General features: G+C 35.0%; 15 protein-coding genes. All 15 read right to left on the reverse strand.

All coding sequences use genetic code 11. The annotated features are described in order from the left end of the window. Window positions 1-87: 87 nt before the first annotated feature. Window positions 88-1,011 carry a primosomal protein DnaI gene (gene dnaI, locus GJE18_RS06430; RefSeq protein ID WP_060551221.1) on the reverse strand — a complete coding sequence of 308 codons (924 nt, stop codon included), beginning with the start codon at window positions 1,009-1,011 and terminating at the stop codon, window positions 88-90. Next, a complete protein-coding gene (locus GJE18_RS06435; RefSeq protein WP_165886103.1) occupies window positions 1,008-2,375 on the reverse strand; it encodes a replicative helicase loading/DNA remodeling protein DnaB in 1,368 nt (455 codons plus the stop codon). The genes dnaI and GJE18_RS06435 overlap by 4 nt, the downstream gene beginning before the upstream one ends. A gap of 1 nt (window position 2,376) precedes the next feature. Further along, window positions 2,377-2,844, reverse strand: coding sequence for a transcriptional regulator NrdR (nrdR, locus tag GJE18_RS06440; RefSeq protein WP_037565510.1), 468 nt, complete (start codon window positions 2,842-2,844; stop codon window positions 2,377-2,379). 166 nt (window positions 2,845-3,010) lie between these two features. Next, window positions 3,011-4,021, reverse strand: a complete 1,011-nt coding sequence (locus GJE18_RS06445) for a glyceraldehyde-3-phosphate dehydrogenase (RefSeq protein WP_060551223.1) — start codon at window positions 4,019-4,021, stop codon at window positions 3,011-3,013. 317 nt (window positions 4,022-4,338) lie between these two features. Further along, window positions 4,339-4,947 carry a dephospho-CoA kinase gene (gene coaE, locus GJE18_RS06450; protein WP_060551224.1) on the reverse strand — a complete coding sequence of 203 codons (609 nt, stop codon included), beginning with the start codon at window positions 4,945-4,947 and terminating at the stop codon, window positions 4,339-4,341. Window positions 4,948-4,963: 16 nt separating this feature from the next. After that, window positions 4,964-5,836, reverse strand: coding sequence for a bifunctional DNA-formamidopyrimidine glycosylase/DNA-(apurinic or apyrimidinic site) lyase (mutM, locus tag GJE18_RS06455; protein ID WP_085622494.1), 873 nt, complete (start codon window positions 5,834-5,836; stop codon window positions 4,964-4,966). Window positions 5,837-5,851: 15 nt separating this feature from the next. Further along, complete coding sequence (gene polA, locus GJE18_RS06460; protein WP_165886104.1) at window positions 5,852-8,479, reverse strand: DNA polymerase I; 2,628 nt, start codon at window positions 8,477-8,479, stop codon at window positions 5,852-5,854. A 120-nt stretch (window positions 8,480-8,599) separates the two neighbouring features. Beyond that, the gene (pnpS, locus tag GJE18_RS06465; RefSeq protein ID WP_060551227.1) at window positions 8,600-10,300 is read right to left on the reverse strand and encodes a two-component system histidine kinase PnpS; all 1,701 of its coding nucleotides are present in this window, start codon (window positions 10,298-10,300) and stop codon (window positions 8,600-8,602) included. Beyond that, a complete protein-coding gene (locus tag GJE18_RS06470; protein ID WP_037565516.1) occupies window positions 10,301-11,005 on the reverse strand; it encodes a response regulator transcription factor in 705 nt (234 codons plus the stop codon). A 302-nt stretch (window positions 11,006-11,307) separates the two neighbouring features. Continuing rightward, on the reverse strand, window positions 11,308-12,573 hold the full coding sequence (gene icd, locus GJE18_RS06475; protein WP_060551228.1) for an NADP-dependent isocitrate dehydrogenase: 1,266 nt from the start codon (window positions 12,571-12,573) through the stop codon (window positions 11,308-11,310). A gap of 46 nt (window positions 12,574-12,619) precedes the next feature. Continuing rightward, a complete protein-coding gene (locus GJE18_RS06480) occupies window positions 12,620-13,738 on the reverse strand; it encodes a citrate synthase (protein ID WP_037565518.1) in 1,119 nt (372 codons plus the stop codon). A 397-nt stretch (window positions 13,739-14,135) separates the two neighbouring features. Further along, window positions 14,136-15,896, reverse strand: coding sequence for a pyruvate kinase (pyk, locus tag GJE18_RS06485; RefSeq protein ID WP_165886105.1), 1,761 nt, complete (start codon window positions 15,894-15,896; stop codon window positions 14,136-14,138). Between the two features lie 16 nt (window positions 15,897-15,912). Further along, a complete protein-coding gene (gene pfkA / locus GJE18_RS06490) occupies window positions 15,913-16,884 on the reverse strand; it encodes a 6-phosphofructokinase (RefSeq protein ID WP_037565520.1) in 972 nt (323 codons plus the stop codon). Between the two features lie 338 nt (window positions 16,885-17,222). Next, a complete protein-coding gene (locus GJE18_RS06495) occupies window positions 17,223-18,170 on the reverse strand; it encodes an acetyl-CoA carboxylase carboxyltransferase subunit alpha (protein WP_060551231.1) in 948 nt (315 codons plus the stop codon). Beyond that, window positions 18,170-19,030 (reverse strand): acetyl-CoA carboxylase, carboxyltransferase subunit beta, encoded by an 861-nt coding sequence (accD, locus tag GJE18_RS06500; protein WP_060551232.1) that lies wholly within the window; start codon window positions 19,028-19,030, stop codon window positions 18,170-18,172. The genes GJE18_RS06495 and accD overlap by 1 nt, the downstream gene beginning before the upstream one ends. Window positions 19,031-19,054: the final 24 nt, after the last annotated feature.

The following is a 19,054-nucleotide window of genomic DNA, read 5'->3' on the forward strand; positions in this document are numbered from 1 at the left end:
TCTCTGTATAATAGGCTGTACAACATCGTATCCTCTATTTTTTGTCGTCATATAGTTATTTCCATTATAGCGCTTTTTTATAAATTTTCAACGTTTTCTATAATTTTCCCCTTCTAATCGATAAGGCTCTGCTAAAGTTTTAACACGTTCCATAATCCGAGCGGCCTTCGTTACTTCAGTGCCACCACGCGTTACAGATAGATGGTGTTCGAGTTCGTCTAAATTTAAATTCGAGCTGAAAAACGTTGGTAATTCTTGAATCATACGGTAATGTAAAATAGGTCCTAACACTTCATCTCGAACCCATGGTGAAATTTCTTCTGCGCCAATATCATCTAAAAACAGAACACGGGCTTCTCTCACTTCTTTAACACGTCGGTCCGTCGAGCCATCTTTAAAACCATTTTTGAGTGTACGAATAAATTCAGGCACATAGATGATTGTAGAAGGCACTCGATTACTTTTCAATTCATTAGCAATGGCACCTAATATAAATGACTTCCCTGTCCCAAATTCACCATAAAGATATAAACCTTTAGTGGGTGTTTTCGCAATAATTTGATCAATCATATCGTCTAAGCGCATCGCCAGTTCTAAACGATTTCTTCGATTCATATAAATATCTTTAATTTTCGCATTTAATGTTTCAGGGTGCATATGAAATGAAGTAATCATGCTACTATAATACTTCGCCTCATCATGCTTAATTTTACATGGGCATGGCGTATATTTGATTTTGATGCGATTATTTTCGATATATAATTGTGGAATATGCCCTTTCACAAAGTTTGGACAGTTTTCGAAGGAATGATCATCATCACATTGCTTTTGTTGATCTTTATATTCTTGAAGTATATTTAAGTCTACATCTATCATGTGATTTGTGATTTCATGTTGGTGCGCGTCTATAAACTGCTTGACATCTGGATCTTGTAAAACATCGCGTTTAATTTTAGCAATACGTTTTTCGAAGGCATCATTCGACCCTATAATGTGACTAAATGATTTCATTCTTTTTCACCTGCCCGTTTTTTGTTTTTTAATTTATTTAAAAAGGCTTGTTTTTCCTTTTCAAGATGCGCTTCGTCTTCTTTTTTTAACTCAAATTCTTCAGGATGTGTAAGCCACCTTGGTGTTTTTTCGAGTGATTGTAAATGTTGTTTATTACGGTATTGTGAAGCACGTGGTTTTGAATAATGTTGTGATTGTTTCTCTTTTATCTTTTGTGCGAGTTCATGTGCGGATCTCGCGTCTGTCACCTGTTGTTTTTTCCAACTTGACGCCACTGAAAGCACGTAATTTTTAGGTAAATTTTGATCTTTCGTTAGTAAGACATATTGTAATAAAACATTAATCGCACCGAAGCTTAACTTCTCGCGCGTGATTAAATCTTCTATCATTGCTTTTTGTTGCGGGGTCGGTTCTGCGTCACCCCACGATGTGAGCATCACAATAGGACTTGTATTGTCCATCATTTCATACCACTCATCCCAATTGGAAACGTCAGCTTTTAAAGGATTTTGGATAGCGTTCGTCGTTTCACCTGAATTTGAAGGCGTAAGTGCAGGTAATTCTTGTTGGTTTTCAATCAAATAATAATCTTGCGCTGTTTTACGTAAAGTTGATAAAGATAATGTTTGATCGCTATTTAACGATTTTAATATCGCTGTTTTCATCATGTCAGGGGATAATCGATATAATGTAGCCAACTGAATAATCGTTGTTTTATTCGGTTCACTAATCACTTCACTACTTACATAATGCGTTTGAAGCATATCTTTTAATAAGTCAAAATCAAAATAAACATCAGATAAATCGACACCATTATAACTTTGTTCATTTAATGCACCTGCATTCGGTCGATGAGACTGTTGTGGTACTTTAAAAACATCTGTAAATTTTTTAGTTACTTCGGTAAAAGCCTTTAAATCCATCTCATTTGGAATAAAATACCGTTTAATTTCATGAAAACGTGATTGGCCAACAACTTGATAAAAATAAACAGACAACATCGGGTCATTAAAAAATTTATAAGGCGATGGTGGTGCAACGAGTTCATAAACGAATTGTGTAGTTTGTTTTGTGTGACGTACATAGGTCTTTAACAAACCAATTCCCTCTAATAAATCTAATTTTTCTCGGAATTTTAATAAGTTAATTTTCAACTCAGACATAATCGTATAATGTGTGTAACCGTCATAAAAAGTACTTGAGGCAAATTGTTCTAAATATTGATAATAACTAACAGCATCAGCACCAATCAGTGGTATAAAAAGTCGATGAAGTACTTCTTGGTGACGTTGGTGATAAAAATATGCGCGCACGACGACAAAACCATCATGTGCTTGTAATTGATTCGGATACATCGATACCATATTATTCACTCCGCCTGTTATCTTTAATAATACCTTGCATGGATTTAAGCAATTGATCTACATCTTTAAATTCACGGTACACGGATGCAAAACGCACATAAGAAACCTGGTCTACATCTATTAATAAATCCATCACATGTTCTCCAATATCTCTCGATGAAATTTCTGCCATACCTGAATCTCTCAATTTCCATTCCACTTGATTTGTAATTTCCTCTAGTTTTTGAAAACGTACTGGTCGTTTTTCGCATGATCGAACCAAACCGTTTAAAATTTTTTCACGATTGAATTGCTCTCTTGTTCCATCTTTTTTAACAACAATGAGCGGACTCATCTCAATGTGTTCAAAAGTAGTGAAACGTGTTCCACAATGTTCACATTCACGTCTTCTTCTAATTGCATTTAGGTCATCTACATGTCTCGAATCCACAACACGAGCGTGCGTGTGTTGACATTTAGGGCATTTCACGACTTTTTCACCTTCTTCAATAATTTTGTTTCATTATACTACAAACTGATTTAATAGCAAAAGTACAGTGATTAAAAAGAGCCAAGGTAAACATTTTACCTTGACCCTAATCGAGAAAAATATACTATTTTTTGTTAAACCAATCTATATATTAGCAATTTACAACTTATGCTGTCACTTTAATCGCTTTCGCAATTTGTTGTAAGACATCTACAACACGTGTAGAGTAACCCCATTCGTTATCATACCAAGCAAGTACTTTTACTTTATTTTCACCCATCACGATAGTTGATTGCGCATCGATAATTGCAGAGTGGCTATCTGTTTTAAAGTCATCTGATACAAGGGGTTCATCCACAATATCAATTACACCACCAAGTTGATGATCTCTAAATAATTGGTTCACTTCTTCTTTAGTAACAGGTTGTTTTAAATCTACAACTAAATCAACGAGCGACACATTTTTTGTTGGCACGCGTAATGCCATTCCGTGTAGTTTCCCTTCAAGTTCTGGCAACACTAGTGCGAGTGCTTTTGCTGCGCCAGTAGATGTTGGAATAATACTTTCAAATGCTGCACGTGCACGACGTAAATCTTTATGTGGATTATCTAAATTGTTTTGATCATTTGTTACGGCATGTACTGTAGTCATTAGGCCGTTTTCAATACCGAACGTATCATTTAACAATTTTGCAACAGGTGCTAAACAATTTGTCGTACATGACGCATTACTAAAGATGTCATATGTATCAACATCTAAATCACTGTCATTTACACCTTTAACAATCGTTTGCACGTGTCCACCTTTTGATGGACCTGTTAACAATACTTTTTTTGCACCTGCTCTAATATGAGCATCCGCCTTATCACCGTGGTTAAATTTACCTGTCGCTTCAATAACTACATCAATACCTAAAGCTTTCCAAGGTAAATTTTCTGGGTTACGATCAGAAACTAATTTAATTTCTTTACCATCCACACTAATACCATTTTCTATAGGTTGTACTTCTTTGTTGAAACGTCCGTGCGTTGTATCATATTTAATAAGATGTGCAATGGTCTCTGGTGGATAACTTGCGTTAATCGCAACTACCTCAATATCCTCTCTATTTAATGCAATTCTTAAAACCATACGGCCGATACGACCTAAACCGTTTATCGCAATCTTTGTCGTCATGAAAAAAGCACTCCTTGTTAATGTGTTATACTTATATTTAAGAGTATATCATAATTAATCAAAAATGAAACCGTTTGCGTTGATAAATTTTACTTATAAAATGTCATTTGTATATTTTTACAATCCGTGTATAGTGCCTTTGGGATATTAATGTGTCACATTAACCTGTGTAGTGATATACGATGAATCATAAATTTAGAGGTTACATGGCGCATTAGCTACCTGTAAACTCAATCCTACATCTTTCATTCGCATCCACCTGAATTTATAAAAAATGGGGTGAACCTTAATATTGGTCCACCCCATTTTATTTCACTTTATTCAACACTTTTAAGATAACCCTTTTCAGCTAAAACTTCCTCTAAATTTTGTTTAAGTTCAAGTTTTGTGCCAAAATTATCAATTACTACATCAGCCATACGACTCTTTTTATCAATTGAAATTTGACTATAAATGCGTGCTTTGGCATCTTCAATTGATAATTGGTTACGTTCCATTAAACGGTCTATTTGAATGCTAGGAGATGTATAAACTAACCATACTTCATCCACTGTATTTTCAAGACCATTTTCATATAGTAAAGGAATATCCATGACAACATCATAACCTTCAGCAAGATATTGATCTCTTTCCTTTTCCATTAACGTTCTCACAATAGGATGAATAATAGCATTTAATTTTTCACGTTTTACATCATCATAGAACACTTGTTGTCCGATATAATGGCGATTCATTTCTCCATTGTCATCAATGGCTTCCTCACCAAATTCTGCTCGGACTTGTGACAAGCCTTCAGACCCTTTTTCAACTGCTTTTCGAGACGCGACATCAGCATCTACTATTTTAAAGCCGTGCGCTTTCAAAAGTTCTGCCACAGTGGATTTACCAGTGGCAATTCCACCCGTTAAACCAATGACTTTTGACATAACATACCTTCTTCCCTTATTTTTGACAATTTTTACAATAGTGTGTATTACGACCGCCAATAATCGCTGTATCAATCGCACTTTTACATTCTTCACACATTTTCTGTTTATATACTTTTAAATTATTTTGCATCGTTCCACGTTGACCATCTGCGTGAACGTAATCAGAGATACTTGTTCCTCCATGTAAAATACCCATTTCTAGAACTTTTACAACACTTTTAAAAACGTTTATGCGCTCATCATGTGATAAATCTTGTGCTAAACGATGTGGATTGATTTTAGCATCAAATAACGCTTCACACGCATATATATTCCCACACCCAGCAATGACGCGATGTTCTAAAATCATACGTTTTATCGGCATTTTTTTATAACGATTAATTTCATATTGAGCTAAATAATGCGATAACGCATCGATATCAAATGGTTCAGGTGCAATTTCTAATAGAGAAGGGTATTCCTCTAAACATTTAACATTTCTAATTTCACCAAACCGTCTAATATCTGAATAAACAAGTAACCAATCGTTATCTAAATGAAATATAACGTGCCAATGCTTTCGATAGTTTGCAATGTTAATATCCTCAATATGTTTGACTACAAAAAAGCCACCAGCCATGCCTAAGTGAGATACTAATGTACGTTGATCAGAATCGTTTACCAAATCAAAAAGAATATATTTGCTTCGGCGATATACATGTTGAATAGTATAACTAACACTAAACTGTTGAAACGCCTCTAAACTTATGCCCTTTATAATGGTGTCTTTACCTTGTTGTTTACCTAAAACGACACTATCGGAAAAGGTAATCTTTTCAATGCTTGCACCTTCAATGAGCGGTTGAATGCCACGTTTTACATGTTCAACTTCTGGTAATTCTGGCAATGTGTTCCCTACTTTCTATTTTGCATCGTACCACGTTTTCCCATAATCTGAATCTACTTGAAGCGGTACATCTAATTCTAATGCATGAATCATAATGTCTTCTACAAACTTACTAAATGTTTCAACTTCATCTTTAGGTAATTCAAAAATCAACTCATCGTGTACTTGTAATAACATCTTAGCTTTAAAATCAGACTGTTTCATCGCTTCATCTAACTTAACCATCGCACATTTGATAATGTCAGCCGCGCTACCTTGAATTGGGGAATTCATAGCTGTGCGTTCAGCAAAACCACGTTTATTAAAGTTACGACTCGTTATATCAGGAATATATCGACGACGTTTTAACAATGTTTCTACATAACCATCTTGTTTCGCATCTTGAACAATTTCTTCCATATAAGTCTTTACACCAGGAAAGTGATTTAAATAGTCATCTATAAACTGTTTAGCTGCTTTACGTGTAATACCTAGACTTTGGCTTAAACCATAATCGCTAATTCCATACACGATACCAAAGTTAACTGCTTTCGCTTGACGACGCATTAGAGCAGTTACTTCGGAAGCATCAACATTAAACACTTTCATAGCAGTCGTCGTATGGATATCTTCATTATTAATAAAAGCATCTTGAAGGGTACGATCTTTAGTAATATGTGCAAGTACACGTAACTCGATTTGTGAATAGTCTGCTGCTAAAATTACACTATTTTCATCTGTTGATTTGAATGCTTTACGAATTTTGCGCCCTTCTTCAATACGAATTGGTATATTTTGCAAGTTAGGATCCACAGAAGATAAACGACCCGTTTGAGCTAACGTTTGATTAAAGCGCGTATGAATACGGCCATCTTCAGAAATCACTTTTTGTAAGCCTTCTACATAAGTCGATTGTAGCTTAGAAAGCGTACGGTACTGAAGAATTAAATCAATAATGTCGTGCTCACCTTGCAATTTTTCTAATACATCAACTGCTGTGGAATACCCTGTTTTAGTTTTTTTAATAACAGTCAATTGTAACTTTTCAAATAAGATAACACCAAGTTGTTTCGGAGAGTTAATATTAAATGTTTCACCCGCTACTTTATGAATATCTTTAATCAGTGTATCCAATTTCGATTGAATATCTGCTTCCATAGTTTGTAGCGTCGTCACATCTGTGTAAATACCAGTAAACTCCATTTCACCCAAAATTAAAGCTAAAGGAAGTTCAATATCCGTTAATAAAGTCATTTGTTCATGCGCATCCAATTTTTGTTGCATCATTGGATACATGATTTCAATTGCATCTAAAATTGATGCAATATGTTCGGCTAACGGTTGGTCATCGGGGATAAGATAAGATTTTCCTTTTCCATAAATAGTAGCACGATCCTGAACAAATGTCCCTTCATATAGAGATGAAACGGAAGCTACATCCTCAATTGTTTGCGATGGATCAATTAAATAGCTTGCAAGCATCGTATCAAAAACTATGTTTTGAATGCGTATGCCTAAACGCTTACACGCGACATATGTTTTCTTAGCATCAAACACATATTTACACGTTTTTTCATCTTCAAGCCACGCAACTAAAGGTTCAATCTCCTTAATCTGATGTGCGTCCACAACAATATAGTCATTGTCTGTTTTCAAACCAAATTTTAAAATATTATTTTTGATATAATTGTCTCCATCAATTTCAATATGAACTATCGCTGCATCTAAAGCATCAAATTGAATTCCTTTAAAATCTGAGGAGATTTGATATGATTTTTGAACTGATGATGTATCTACTTTAATATCAATATCTTTTAATAATTGGCGAAATTCCAATATTTTAAAAAGCTCAATTTTTTCTGTCTCATCTATTGTTGTCGGACGTTTTGTATCTTCTATCGTAACAGAGATGGGACTGTCGCAATTAATAGTAGCTAATTGTTTACTCATTAATGCATCCGCTTGGCTATTAGCTAATTTTTCTTTCAACTTTTTCCCACTGACTTGTTCTATATTGTCATACACACCTTCAACAGTTTTAAATTGATGTAACAATTTTAGTGCTGTTTTTTCACCAACACCAGCAACACCTGGAATATTATCTGATGTATCACCCATTAAACCTTTCAAATCACGTATTTGATCAGGAACAAGACCGCCATACTGTTCTGCGATAAATGCCGGTGTATAATGATCTACATCTGTGACACCTTTTTTTGTATAATAAATTGTCACGTTATCAGTGGCCAATTGTGTTAAATCACGGTCTCCTGTAATGATGATGGTTTCTAACCCTTTTTGATCCGCTTCACGACTAAGTGTCCCAATAATATCATCGGCTTCATATTGTTCTAATTCATACCGCTTGATTTGATAAGCGTCCAACAGTTGGCGAATATAAGGGAACTGTTCACTTAATTCTGGAGGTGTTTTTTGTCTGCCACCTTTATAATCTTGATAAGTCTCGTGTCGAAATGTTGTTTTCCCAGCATCAAATGCAACTAGAAAATGTGTGGGTGATTCTTCTTTGATAATTTTTTCTAATAAACGTGCAAAGCCATAAATTGCATTCGTGTGAATACCAGCTTTATTTTGTAATAAGGGTAACGCATAAAATGCTCTAAAGCTTAAACTGTTACCATCAATTAACACTAACTTTTCCACATGGGTCCCTCCTAGCTACTTTGCATTTATTTTATCACATCACATGCTAAATACCCATTGCGGCACTAAAAGAAAACGATACAGACTTGGTTAAAACCAAACCTGTATCGCAATATCACTTTATTCAGGTAATTGCACTCTAAAAGTGGACCCTTTACCTATTTCACTTTCAACCTCAATTTTACCTTGATACCCTTCCACAATATGTTTCGTGATAGAAAGCCCAAGACCCGTGCCACCTGATTCACGACTGCGCGCTTTATCAACTCGATAAAATCGTTCGAAAATACGCACAGTTTCCTCTTCTGCTATACCTATACCTTCATCTATAACTTCAATCACTTTATGTTTATCATTTTGGTACACACGTAAAGTAATCGTTTTGTCTGGTGGAGAATAATTCACTGCATTTGATAATAAGTTTACGATAACCTGAGACATCTTTGTTTCATCCGCTAGTGCAGTGATATGCTCATCGATTTCATCAATTAAATCAATGTTTTTTTCGCTCGCTAAAGGTTGAATTAAGTCTAAAGCATTGTTCGCAACTTGAGATAGGTTAATAGGATGTTTATCTAATGCCGTATTTTGTTCAATTTTCGATAAATCCAGCAAATCATTAACGAGCGATTGAATGCGATTAGATTCTTTTAACATGATATTTAAAAACATATCTAATGATGCCTCATCATTTTTAGCACCATCTAAAAGTGTTTCAGTGAACCCTTTCATCGACGTGATCGGTGTTTTTAATTCATGCGAAACATTTGCAACAAAGTCACGTCTTAAATTTTCGAGTTTTTTCAATTGTGTAATATCATGTAAAACAATAACCATCCCTTGTAATCGTTTCTTTGTTCTAGTCAAAATAGGTACGCATGACGTATCAAAAAACTTTTGATGTATTAAACTTAATTGTAGCTCCACTTGATCATACACGGGTTTTTCAGTACGAAAACCTTCTACAACGAGTTTTTTTAAAGTCGGATGTAAAAACTTTTCATAGTTTTGATGTTCAACATTTTTCGTCTCGTTAAAAATCTCATAAAATGTTTTATTGGCAACTACGATATTTCCATGCTTATCAATCATTAGTACAGCACTCGGTATATTTTCTAATGTAGTCACTAGGCGATTACGCTGAATTTTTTGTTCACTATTTAAACGCTCTAAACGTCTTGCAAGTACATTAATTGTTACATAGAGTTCACGTGTTTCTTTGACACTACTTTCAGGAACACGTACTTTATAATTCCCTTGCGTTAATAAAGAAGCGGCATAAGAAACCTCATTAATCGGTTGTATATAAGTGCGGTTAATATAGCGAACTGTAAAGAAAATCAATGCCATAATCACAATACCAATCAATATTAAGTACTTCCAGAATTGCATTTGTAAATCATAGACCGCATCATATTTCCCACTCATTAACAGTATTGTTTGTTGATGTTTGACACCATACAAATATTCACCGGATTTTCCATCAAGGATATAAACAGGATTTTCAGAATGCAATTGCCTCAAAAGCTCATCTTTTCTATTTTCGATAGTAAAATCTTTTTCAGTATGAAGTGTTTCAGTTTTACCATTAGTGATAATGTGAATATTAGCTTGATATGTTTCAGCTATATCTTGAATACGCGATGATTGGTGCGCTTGATAGCGTTGAATGATATGTTTAGATTGTTTGAGTAATTCACGTTTTTGATGATCCACAGAAATCGTGTATATAGAATTATGAACAATAAAGCCTAATATAAGAAAACTTACAACAGTGATTGTTGTAAGTATAATTAATAACTTGTGATAAAACTTTATCATCTATTTTGGACGCTCCAATTTGTAACCTAAACCTCTTACAGTTTTAATGAACTGCGGTTGTTTTGGGTTTTCTTCTAATTTATCACGTAAATGACTGATATGAACATCAACAATACGTGAGTCACCTGCAAACTCATAATTCCATACCGAATTTAACATATGTTCTCTTGTAATCACACGACCTTGACGTTCTACAAGATACAATAATAGTTCAAACTCTTTTGGAGTTAATTCTAAGAGTTCATCATTACGATAAACTTCAAAATAATCTGGTCTAATACGAATAGGACCAATCACGATATCTTCATCTTCTTCATCAGCGCGGGTTGTTTCAAATTGAGAAGAACGGCGTAAAATCGCTTTAACTCTCGCCACGACTTCTCTAGGTGAGAAAGGTTTTGTCATGTAGTCATCAGCACCCAATTCCAAACCTAAAACGCGATCAAACTCATCATCTTTAGCTGTTAACATTAATATTGGGACTTGATTTTTATCAGAACGAATCGTTTTACATACTTCGATACCATCTTTTTTAGGTAACATCACATCTAATACGATTAAGTCAGGTTTTGTTTCTTTTTCTTTTTCAATTGCTTCCTCGCCGTCTTGAGCGATTTCTACAATATACCCTGCTTGTTCAAGATTGTATTTAAGTAGTGTGACAATCGATTGTTCATCATCTACTACGAGCACTCTTTGCACCATTAAACGTACCTCCTATGAATGATTAAGTTCATTATAACTTAAAATGTACTTAAAAATAATATGTTATTAAGTAACTTTACAATATCTTCATAATACCTTAACAAAAATCAAAATATTCATCTGTATTCCATTAGCTTATACCCTTAAAGTTCAAAAGTGTATCGTTTTTAAGTGAATTTTTAGCACATGAAGTAAATGTATAAATGTCATATTAAATAAAAATATACCGTGATTTACATAAAAATAAGCAGAGCACCATGGTGCTCCGCTTGTTAAATGATAAGGAATGAGATTTATTATTTTTACAAGTTCTTAATCAATTCATCCGCAAATTCAGATGTTTTAACTTCAGTCGCACCATCCATTAAACGTGCAAAGTCATAAGTCACTACTTTAGATGCAATCGTTTTCTCAACAGATGATGTAATTAAATCAGCGGCTTCTTGCCACCCTAAATGTTCAAGTAGCAACACACCAGATAATAATACTGATGATGGATTTACTTTATCTAGATTTGCATATTTAGGCGCAGTACCGTGCGTAGCTTCAAAAATAGCGTGACCCGTTTCATAGTTAATGTTTGCGCCTGGAGCAATACCAATACCTCCAACTTGAGCAGCTAGTGCATCTGAGATATAATCTCCATTTAAATTCATTGTCGCAACAACATCGTGGTCAGATGGACGTGTTAAAATTTGTTGTAAGAAAATATCAGCAATGGAATCTTTAATAATGATTTTACCATCGCGTTCAGCTTGTGCTTGAGCGTCATTGGCAGCGTCTTTACCTTGTTCATCAACAATTTTGTCGTATTGTTGCCAAGTAAATACTTTGTCACCAAATTCGCGTTCAGCTAAGTCGTAACCCCATTGTTTGAAGGCCCCTTCAGTGAACTTCATAATATTACCTTTATGAACGAGTGTGACTGATTTACGTTGATTATCTAAAGCATATTGGATTGCTGCGCGAACTAAGCGCTCTGTCCCTTCTTTGGATACAGGTTTGATACCAATTCCACTTGTTTCAGGGAAACGTATATTTTTCGCACCCATTTCATTTTGTAAGAAATCAATGATTTTCTTAACTTCATCGGAACCTTCTTTAAACTCAATACCTGCATAGATGTCTTCGGTATTTTCACGGAAGATGACCATATCCGTATCTTGAGGATTTTTTACAGGCGATGGTACACCTTGGAACCAACGAACTGGACGTAAACACGTAAAAAGATCTAACTCTTGACGTAAAGCCACGTTGAGCGAACGAATACCGCCACCAATAGGTGTTGTGAGTGGACCTTTAATTGCGATAAGATATTCTTTTATCGTATCTAATGTTTCTTGAGGTAACCATTCACCTGTTTGGTCAAATGCTTTTTGACCTGCTAATACTTCTTTCCATGAGATTTCTTTTTCGCCCTTATATGCTTTTTTAACAGCTTCATCGATGACACGACTTGCTGCTTTCCAAATATCTGGTCCAATACCATCACCAATAATAAATGGTACAATAGGTTGATTTGGTACATTTAAACCTTCTGCTGTTTTGACAATTTTTTCACTCATTATAAAGTACCCTCCATGAATTTAAAATCTCGTCTAACTAAAGACTTATTTAGCGTTTTTCAATTGGTTCGTATTTACGATCAGTTTCACCAATGTATGTTGCACGTGGACGCATAATTCTATTATTACGTAATTGTTCTAAAATATGTGCAACCCAACCTGATGTACGGCTGACAGCAAAAATTGGTGTAAATAAATCATGATCAATACCCATACTGTGATATACAGTTGCACTGTAAAAATCTACATTAGGTAATAATCCTTTTTCTTGTTTTACAATGTCGGCAATTTTAAGTGAAATTTCAAACAATTCACTTTGACCTGTTTCTTCAGTAATTTTGTGACTCATTTCTTTTAAATATTTCGCACGTGGATCGCCATCTTTATAAACACGATGACCGAATCCCATAATTTTTTCTTTGTTGTCGAACGCTTTTTTCAAGTATGCTTCAACATTATCAATTGAGCCAATTTCAGTTAACATTCTCATAACGCGTTCATTTGCGCCACCATGAAGTGGACCTTTCAAAGAGCCTACAGCAGCTGTAATTCCAGAATACATGTCTGACATTGATGAAACAGCACATCTAGCTGTAAACGCAGACGCATTCAACTCATGGTCAGCATGTAAAATTAAAGCTTTGTTAAATCCTTCAACTTCAACATCAGTTGGCTTTTCCCCTCTAAGCATATATAAAAAGTTTGCCGCGTAAGATAAGGATGTATCTGGTTTAACTGGTTTTTTACCTTCACGTACACGTGCAAAAGATGTTACTAATGACGCAATTTTCGCTTGAATACGGATGCCACGTTCATATAATGCTTTCTCATCATTATCATCTGCATTATCGTCAAAGTGTGCTAAGTAAGACACTGACGTACGTAATGCTGTCATTGGATGAACTTCATCTGTAGCATATTCTTCAAAATGACTATACATACGCGGATTAAGCGTCATATAATGGTGTAATTTATCTTTTAATTCTTGAAGTTCTTTTTCGTTTGGTAATCGGTAATTCCAAAGAAGAAACATTACCTCTTCGAACAAAGCATTTTCAGCCAAATCATCAATATCATAACCTGCATATGTTAACTGGCTATCGATAATTGAACTAATCTTTGTTTCTGCTGCAATTACACCTTCTAAACCTTTCTGTAGTTGTGCCATATGAATTTCCCCTTTACTGTATATTCGCTCTTTTGTAATGGCTTTCATTAGTCATTATAGCTAATATCACGCTATTTGTGAATATTTAATGAACGTTGAAATATCAGAATAATCTAATATAAACAAATGTTAAATGGTCCTCATTTAACTTCAATGTATTGATATTATCATGTTTCTAGCTATTTTAAGAGCTATGTAAAATAAGTGATTTTTAATCATTTGCTTTCTTTATCATATTTAATAATAAGAATTGATAAGCATGAAGCGTCATTTAATATCTTAAAAACAACATCACTAGATGTTGTTTGAAGTGAACATATAAAAAAACCACTATATATCATTTATACCCGATATATAGTGGTTTTGTCTTTATTTATGCTTTTGATTTAAAACTTTTTTATAAAACGTTTGCATAACCTTCAAATACTTTACCTTGTGAAGCATCAACAGTTACTAAAATATTATCTTTAATTGTATCAAGTACGCCATTTACGCCTACCACTGTTGGAATACCTTTTTCTAAACCAACGATAGCACTTGGTGAAGTTAAGCCTCCTTCTTCGGTAATTAATCCTATCGCATGATCTAAATAAGGGACAAAACTTTCATCAATGGAAGGTGTGACAATAACGGATTGAGATAAATCTTTACCTTCTAATTGAGAAGCATCGTTTACAACAACAGTACGACCAACCGCTGATGTGCGTCCAATACCTTGACCTGAAGCAATTTCATCACCAATTAAGTGAAGCTTCATTAAGTTTGTTGTACCTGATTCACCAGTAGGTACACCCGCTGTAATAATGATTAAATCACCATTTTCAACACGCTCTGACTCAATTGCAGTGGCAACAGCATTATTTAACAACTCATCTGTAGTAAAGTTTCCTTTCTTAATCACAGGATAGACGCCCCAGATTAATGTACATTGACGCGCTGTTGTATCATTTGGTGTGACAGCTAAAATATCTGATTTTGGACGATATTTTGAAATCGTTTTTGCAGTGTTACCACTTTCAGTTGCTGCAACAATCGCTTTAACGTTTAAGTTAAGGGCTGTGTGCGCAGCAGAAACACCAATCGCGTTCACAAGAGATGTTTCAACAAGTTTCGTACGGTCTGACAATAATTTTTTATAGTCTTGCGCTTGCTCAGCAGCAACGGCGATATTATGCATCGCTTTAACTGCTTCTTCAGGGTAAGATCCTGCAGCAGTTTCACCTGATAACATTACAGCATCAGTACCATCATAAATGGCATTGGCAACATCCGATGCTTCAGCACGTGTCGCACGTGGATTACGTTGCATTGAATCTAGCATTTGAGTCGCAGTAATGACAGGTTTACCTAATTTATTACATTTACGAATTAAATCTTTTTGAACGATTGGTACTGTTTCAGGTGGGATTTCAACACCCATATCCCCACGTGCAACCATTAAACCATCAGAAACTTCAAGAATATCATCAATATTATCAATACCCTCTTGGTTTTCAATTTTAGGGATAATACTAATTGTGTGGTGATTTGCTTCTTCTAAAATTTTACGAATTTCTAATACGTCACTTGAACGTCTTACAAAGCTTGCAGCGATGAAATCAACATTTTGTTCAATACCAAAACGAATATCATCAGCATCTTTTTCAGTAATACCAGGTAGGTTTACACTCACGCCCGGTAAGTTTACACCTTTTTTGTTTTTAAGTTCACCAGTATTTAGGACTTTACAATGTACATGACCTGCATTGACATCAATCTCTTCAACAAGAAGCTCAATTAAACCGTCATCTAATAAGATAAATGAGCCAACGTGTACATCATTAATTAAGTTTTCATATGTGACTGAAAACATTTCTGGTGTACCTTCTGCTTCAGACATGCTTACAGTTACATTAGAACCTTTTTCAAGTGTGATTAAGCCGTCTTTCATATTATGTGTACGAATTTCTGGCCCTTTCGTATCTAATAAGATACCGATATTTAAGTTTAATTTATTGGCAACTTTGCGGATGGATTCAATACGTGCACGATGTTCTTCATGTGATCCATGAGAGAAGTTTAAACGTGCAACGTTCATACCTGCTCTCATAAGTTTTTCTAACATTTCCTCTGATTCTGATGCTGGACCAATCGTACAAACAATTTTCGTTTTTTTCATGGCTATGCCTCCTATGTTAAATCGATAATTCCTTAGTTAATTCAAGCATACGTTTATTTATTTTATTCGTATCATCATTGTTAAATATTAAATCAAATTCAGTTGCAGTTAAATGGTTATCTTTAATACCTACCCCTTTAGCAGTTTCACCATTCATTAATAATTCCAATGCATAGCCTCCAAGTCTAGACGCTAGAACGCGATCGACACCTGTTGGGCTGCCACCACGTTGAATATGACCTAAAACAGAGACACGTGCATCGACATTAATGTATTTTGTCAACTCTTCAGCACATTGATTACCTGACATACATCCTTCAGCAACGATAATGATAGAATGTTTTTTACCTCGATCAATACCGTGTTGAATTTTTTCAGCAATATCTTGGATGTTATAATCTGCTTCAGGTAAAATGATTGATTCTGCACCTACTGCAAGACCTGACCATAGCGCTAAATCACCACAATCACGTCCCATAACTTCAATAATAAATGTACGCGCATGACTTGATGCAGTATCTCTAATCTTATCGACTGATTCAATAATCGTATTCAATGCAGTATCAAAACCAATTGTAAAGTCTGTCCCTTTTATATCATTATCAATAGTTCCAGGGATACCAATAGTTTGAATGTCTTGGCACTCTTCAGTGATGCGTTGTGCACCACGGTAACTTCCATCTCCACCAATGACGACAAGCCCTTCAATACCTCGTTTACGTAAATTCTCAATTCCTTTAGCTCTGACACTTTTGTCTTTAAACTCAGGGCAACGTGCAGAATATAAGAACGTTCCTCCTCGTTGAATCGTATCACCTACAGAACCAAGTTCAAGTTTATGAATATCATCATTAATTAATCCTTGATACCCTTGATATACGCCATATACTTCAATGTTGTGATAAATCGCTTTACGAACTACTGCTCGTACAGCCGCATTCATTCCCGGTGCATCTCCGCCACTTGTTAAAACTGCTATTTTTTTCATGTAGACATTCCCTTTCTCGCTTTGTTGTTACTTTAAAAATACCATAAATCTAAAAGGCAATCCATTAAAAATAGAATCAACTCTCGATGAAAACGGTTTATTACAAAAATGTCATGAATCGTTCATATTACACGTTTTCATATGTGTTTTCATTATTTGTATTATGACATCCTAATTGTGCATTTCAACTTATAAATGATGTCATATTCTAACGATTCCTCTGAAAGGCCCCTCTTGATAGTGAAGAACCTCTTGTTAAATTTAAAAGCCCCCAAATTCATATCATATGACTTTGGAAGGCTTTATGTTGTGTTGTCGAAAAAATCTAGTACGTCAAATCACGCTTCGACATACGTACCCATTTTTCTAAATTTATTAAAGCGATCTTCTTTAATCGCATCTGGACTCATAGTTTCAAAATCTTTTAAATGCGTCGCAAATTTCTCTTTAATATGCTTAGCTTGTAATTCAATATCCTGATGCGCACCACCAAGTGGTTCATTTACCACTTCATCAATAATATTGAGTTCTTTTAGATCATAAGCCGTTATTTTCATTGTCTCTGCTGCGATTTTAGCTAATGAACTATCTTTCCATAAAATACCAGCTGCCCCTTCTGGAGAAATAACAGAATATGTGCTATTTTCAAGCATCAGTATGCGGTTACTCACACCAAGGCCAAGCGCACCACCACTTCCACCTTCTCCAATAACAATTGCGATGACCGGAACTGTTAAGCCAGCCATTTCAATTAAGTTACGCGCAATCGATTCACTTTGACCTCGTTCTTCTGCTGCTTTACCTGGGTATGCACCTTTGGTATCAATAAATGTAAAGATGGGACGTTGGAATTTTTCAGCTTGCTTCATTAAACGCAATGCTTTTCGATAACCTTCGGGATGTGCCATTCCAAAGTTACGATAAATATTATCTTTCGTGTCTTTACCACGTTGTTGACCAATTACTGTTACAGGTAGCCCATTAAAATAAGCAATACCACCTATAATGGCCGGATCGTCACGAAAGTTACGATCTCCATGAAATTCAATAAAATCATCAAAAATATGCGGAATATAATCAAGTAACGTTGGTCGCTCTTGTAAACGAGCAATCTGTACACGATCCCACGGTTTTAAAGTTGTGTATACTTTTTCTTTCTCTGTCAGTAATGCTGCTTCTAACATTTCAATTTCATCAGATAAATCTACGTCATTTTTAGATTGTGCTTCTTTTAGTGAGTCGATTTTATTTTTAATTTCTTGAATTGATTTTTCAAATTCTAGCATTACGATTTCACCTCACTATGCATTGCTAACAGTTGTGCTAACGTTTGCTTCATTTCACTGCGATGTACCACTTTATCAAGTTGGCCATGTTCAAGTAAAAATTCTGCAGTTTGGAAATCATCAGGCAATTTTTCATTAATCGTTTGTTCTATAACACGACGACCTGCAAACCCAATTAATGCTTTAGGTTCAGCTAAATTGATGTCTCCTACAGAAGCAAAACTTGCCGAAACCCCACCTGTTGTTGGATGCGTCATATATGAAATAAATAAAAGTCCAGCTTCAGAATGTTTTTCTAAAGATACACTCGTTTTAGCCATTTGCATTAAAGAAATAATACCTTCTTGCATACGTGCACCGCCTGAAGCAGTAAATAATACAAATGGTAATTGGTGCTCAGTACAATGATCAACAATTCTACAAATCTTTTCACCTACGACTGAACCCATACTTCCCATTCTAAAACGTGAATCCATCACACCTACACCAAATTCAATACCATTAATTTTAGCTGTACCTGTGACAACCGCTTCATTCAATCCCGTTTTAGCTTGATCTTTTTCAACTTTCTCCTCATAACTCGGAAAGTTTAGAGGATTAGCAGAAGTCATGCCTTTATCAAACTCTTTAAACGACCCTTCATCTGAAATCGCCTCAATACGACTGTGTGCGGATAAAGGGATATGGTGGTCACAATTGAAGCACACGTTCAAGTTTTCAGTGAGTTCCTTCGTATACATAATTTTTTTACAATTAGGACACTTGGTCATAATCCCTTCAGGAACATCATTTTGTTTAGAATCTTGAACAGTGACGTATTTTTTCTTTTTTGAATTTCGATTGAAAAAATCTTTAAACATACTTTTACCTCCACACTACCTTTA

It is taken from the genome of Staphylococcus agnetis, assembly GCF_011466855.1.
In the GTDB taxonomy this organism is placed as follows: domain Bacteria; phylum Bacillota; class Bacilli; order Staphylococcales; family Staphylococcaceae; genus Staphylococcus; species Staphylococcus agnetis.

Excerpts from the sequence above, each read along its gene's own strand:
- coaE (WP_060551224.1), bottom strand. The coding sequence starts at position 4,947 with ATGTCAAAAGTCATTGGTTTAACGGGTGGAATTGCCACTGGTAAATCC.
- dnaI (WP_060551221.1), bottom strand. The coding sequence starts at position 1,011 with ATGAAATCATTTAGTCACATTATAGGGTCGAATGATGCCTTCGAAAAA.
- pfkA (WP_037565520.1), bottom strand. The coding sequence starts at position 16,884 with ATGAAAAAAATAGCAGTTTTAACAAGTGGCGGAGATGCACCGGGAATG.
- accD (WP_060551232.1), bottom strand. The coding sequence starts at position 19,030 with ATGTTTAAAGATTTTTTCAATCGAAATTCAAAAAAGAAAAAATACGTC.
- GJE18_RS06470 (WP_037565516.1), bottom strand. The coding sequence starts at position 11,005 with ATGGTGCAAAGAGTGCTCGTAGTAGATGATGAACAATCGATTGTCACA.
- GJE18_RS06445 (WP_060551223.1), bottom strand. The coding sequence starts at position 4,021 with ATGACGACAAAGATTGCGATAAACGGTTTAGGTCGTATCGGCCGTATG.
- pyk (WP_165886105.1), bottom strand. The coding sequence starts at position 15,896 with ATGAAAAAAACGAAAATTGTTTGTACGATTGGTCCAGCATCAGAATCA.
- GJE18_RS06480 (WP_037565518.1), bottom strand. The coding sequence starts at position 13,738 with ATGGCACAACTACAGAAAGGTTTAGAAGGTGTAATTGCAGCAGAAACA.
- pnpS (WP_060551227.1), bottom strand. The coding sequence starts at position 10,300 with ATGATAAAGTTTTATCACAAGTTATTAATTATACTTACAACAATCACT.
- GJE18_RS06435 (WP_165886103.1), bottom strand. The coding sequence starts at position 2,375 with ATGGTATCGATGTATCCGAATCAATTACAAGCACATGATGGTTTTGTC.
- GJE18_RS06495 (WP_060551231.1), bottom strand. The coding sequence starts at position 18,170 with ATGCTAGAATTTGAAAAATCAATTCAAGAAATTAAAAATAAAATCGAC.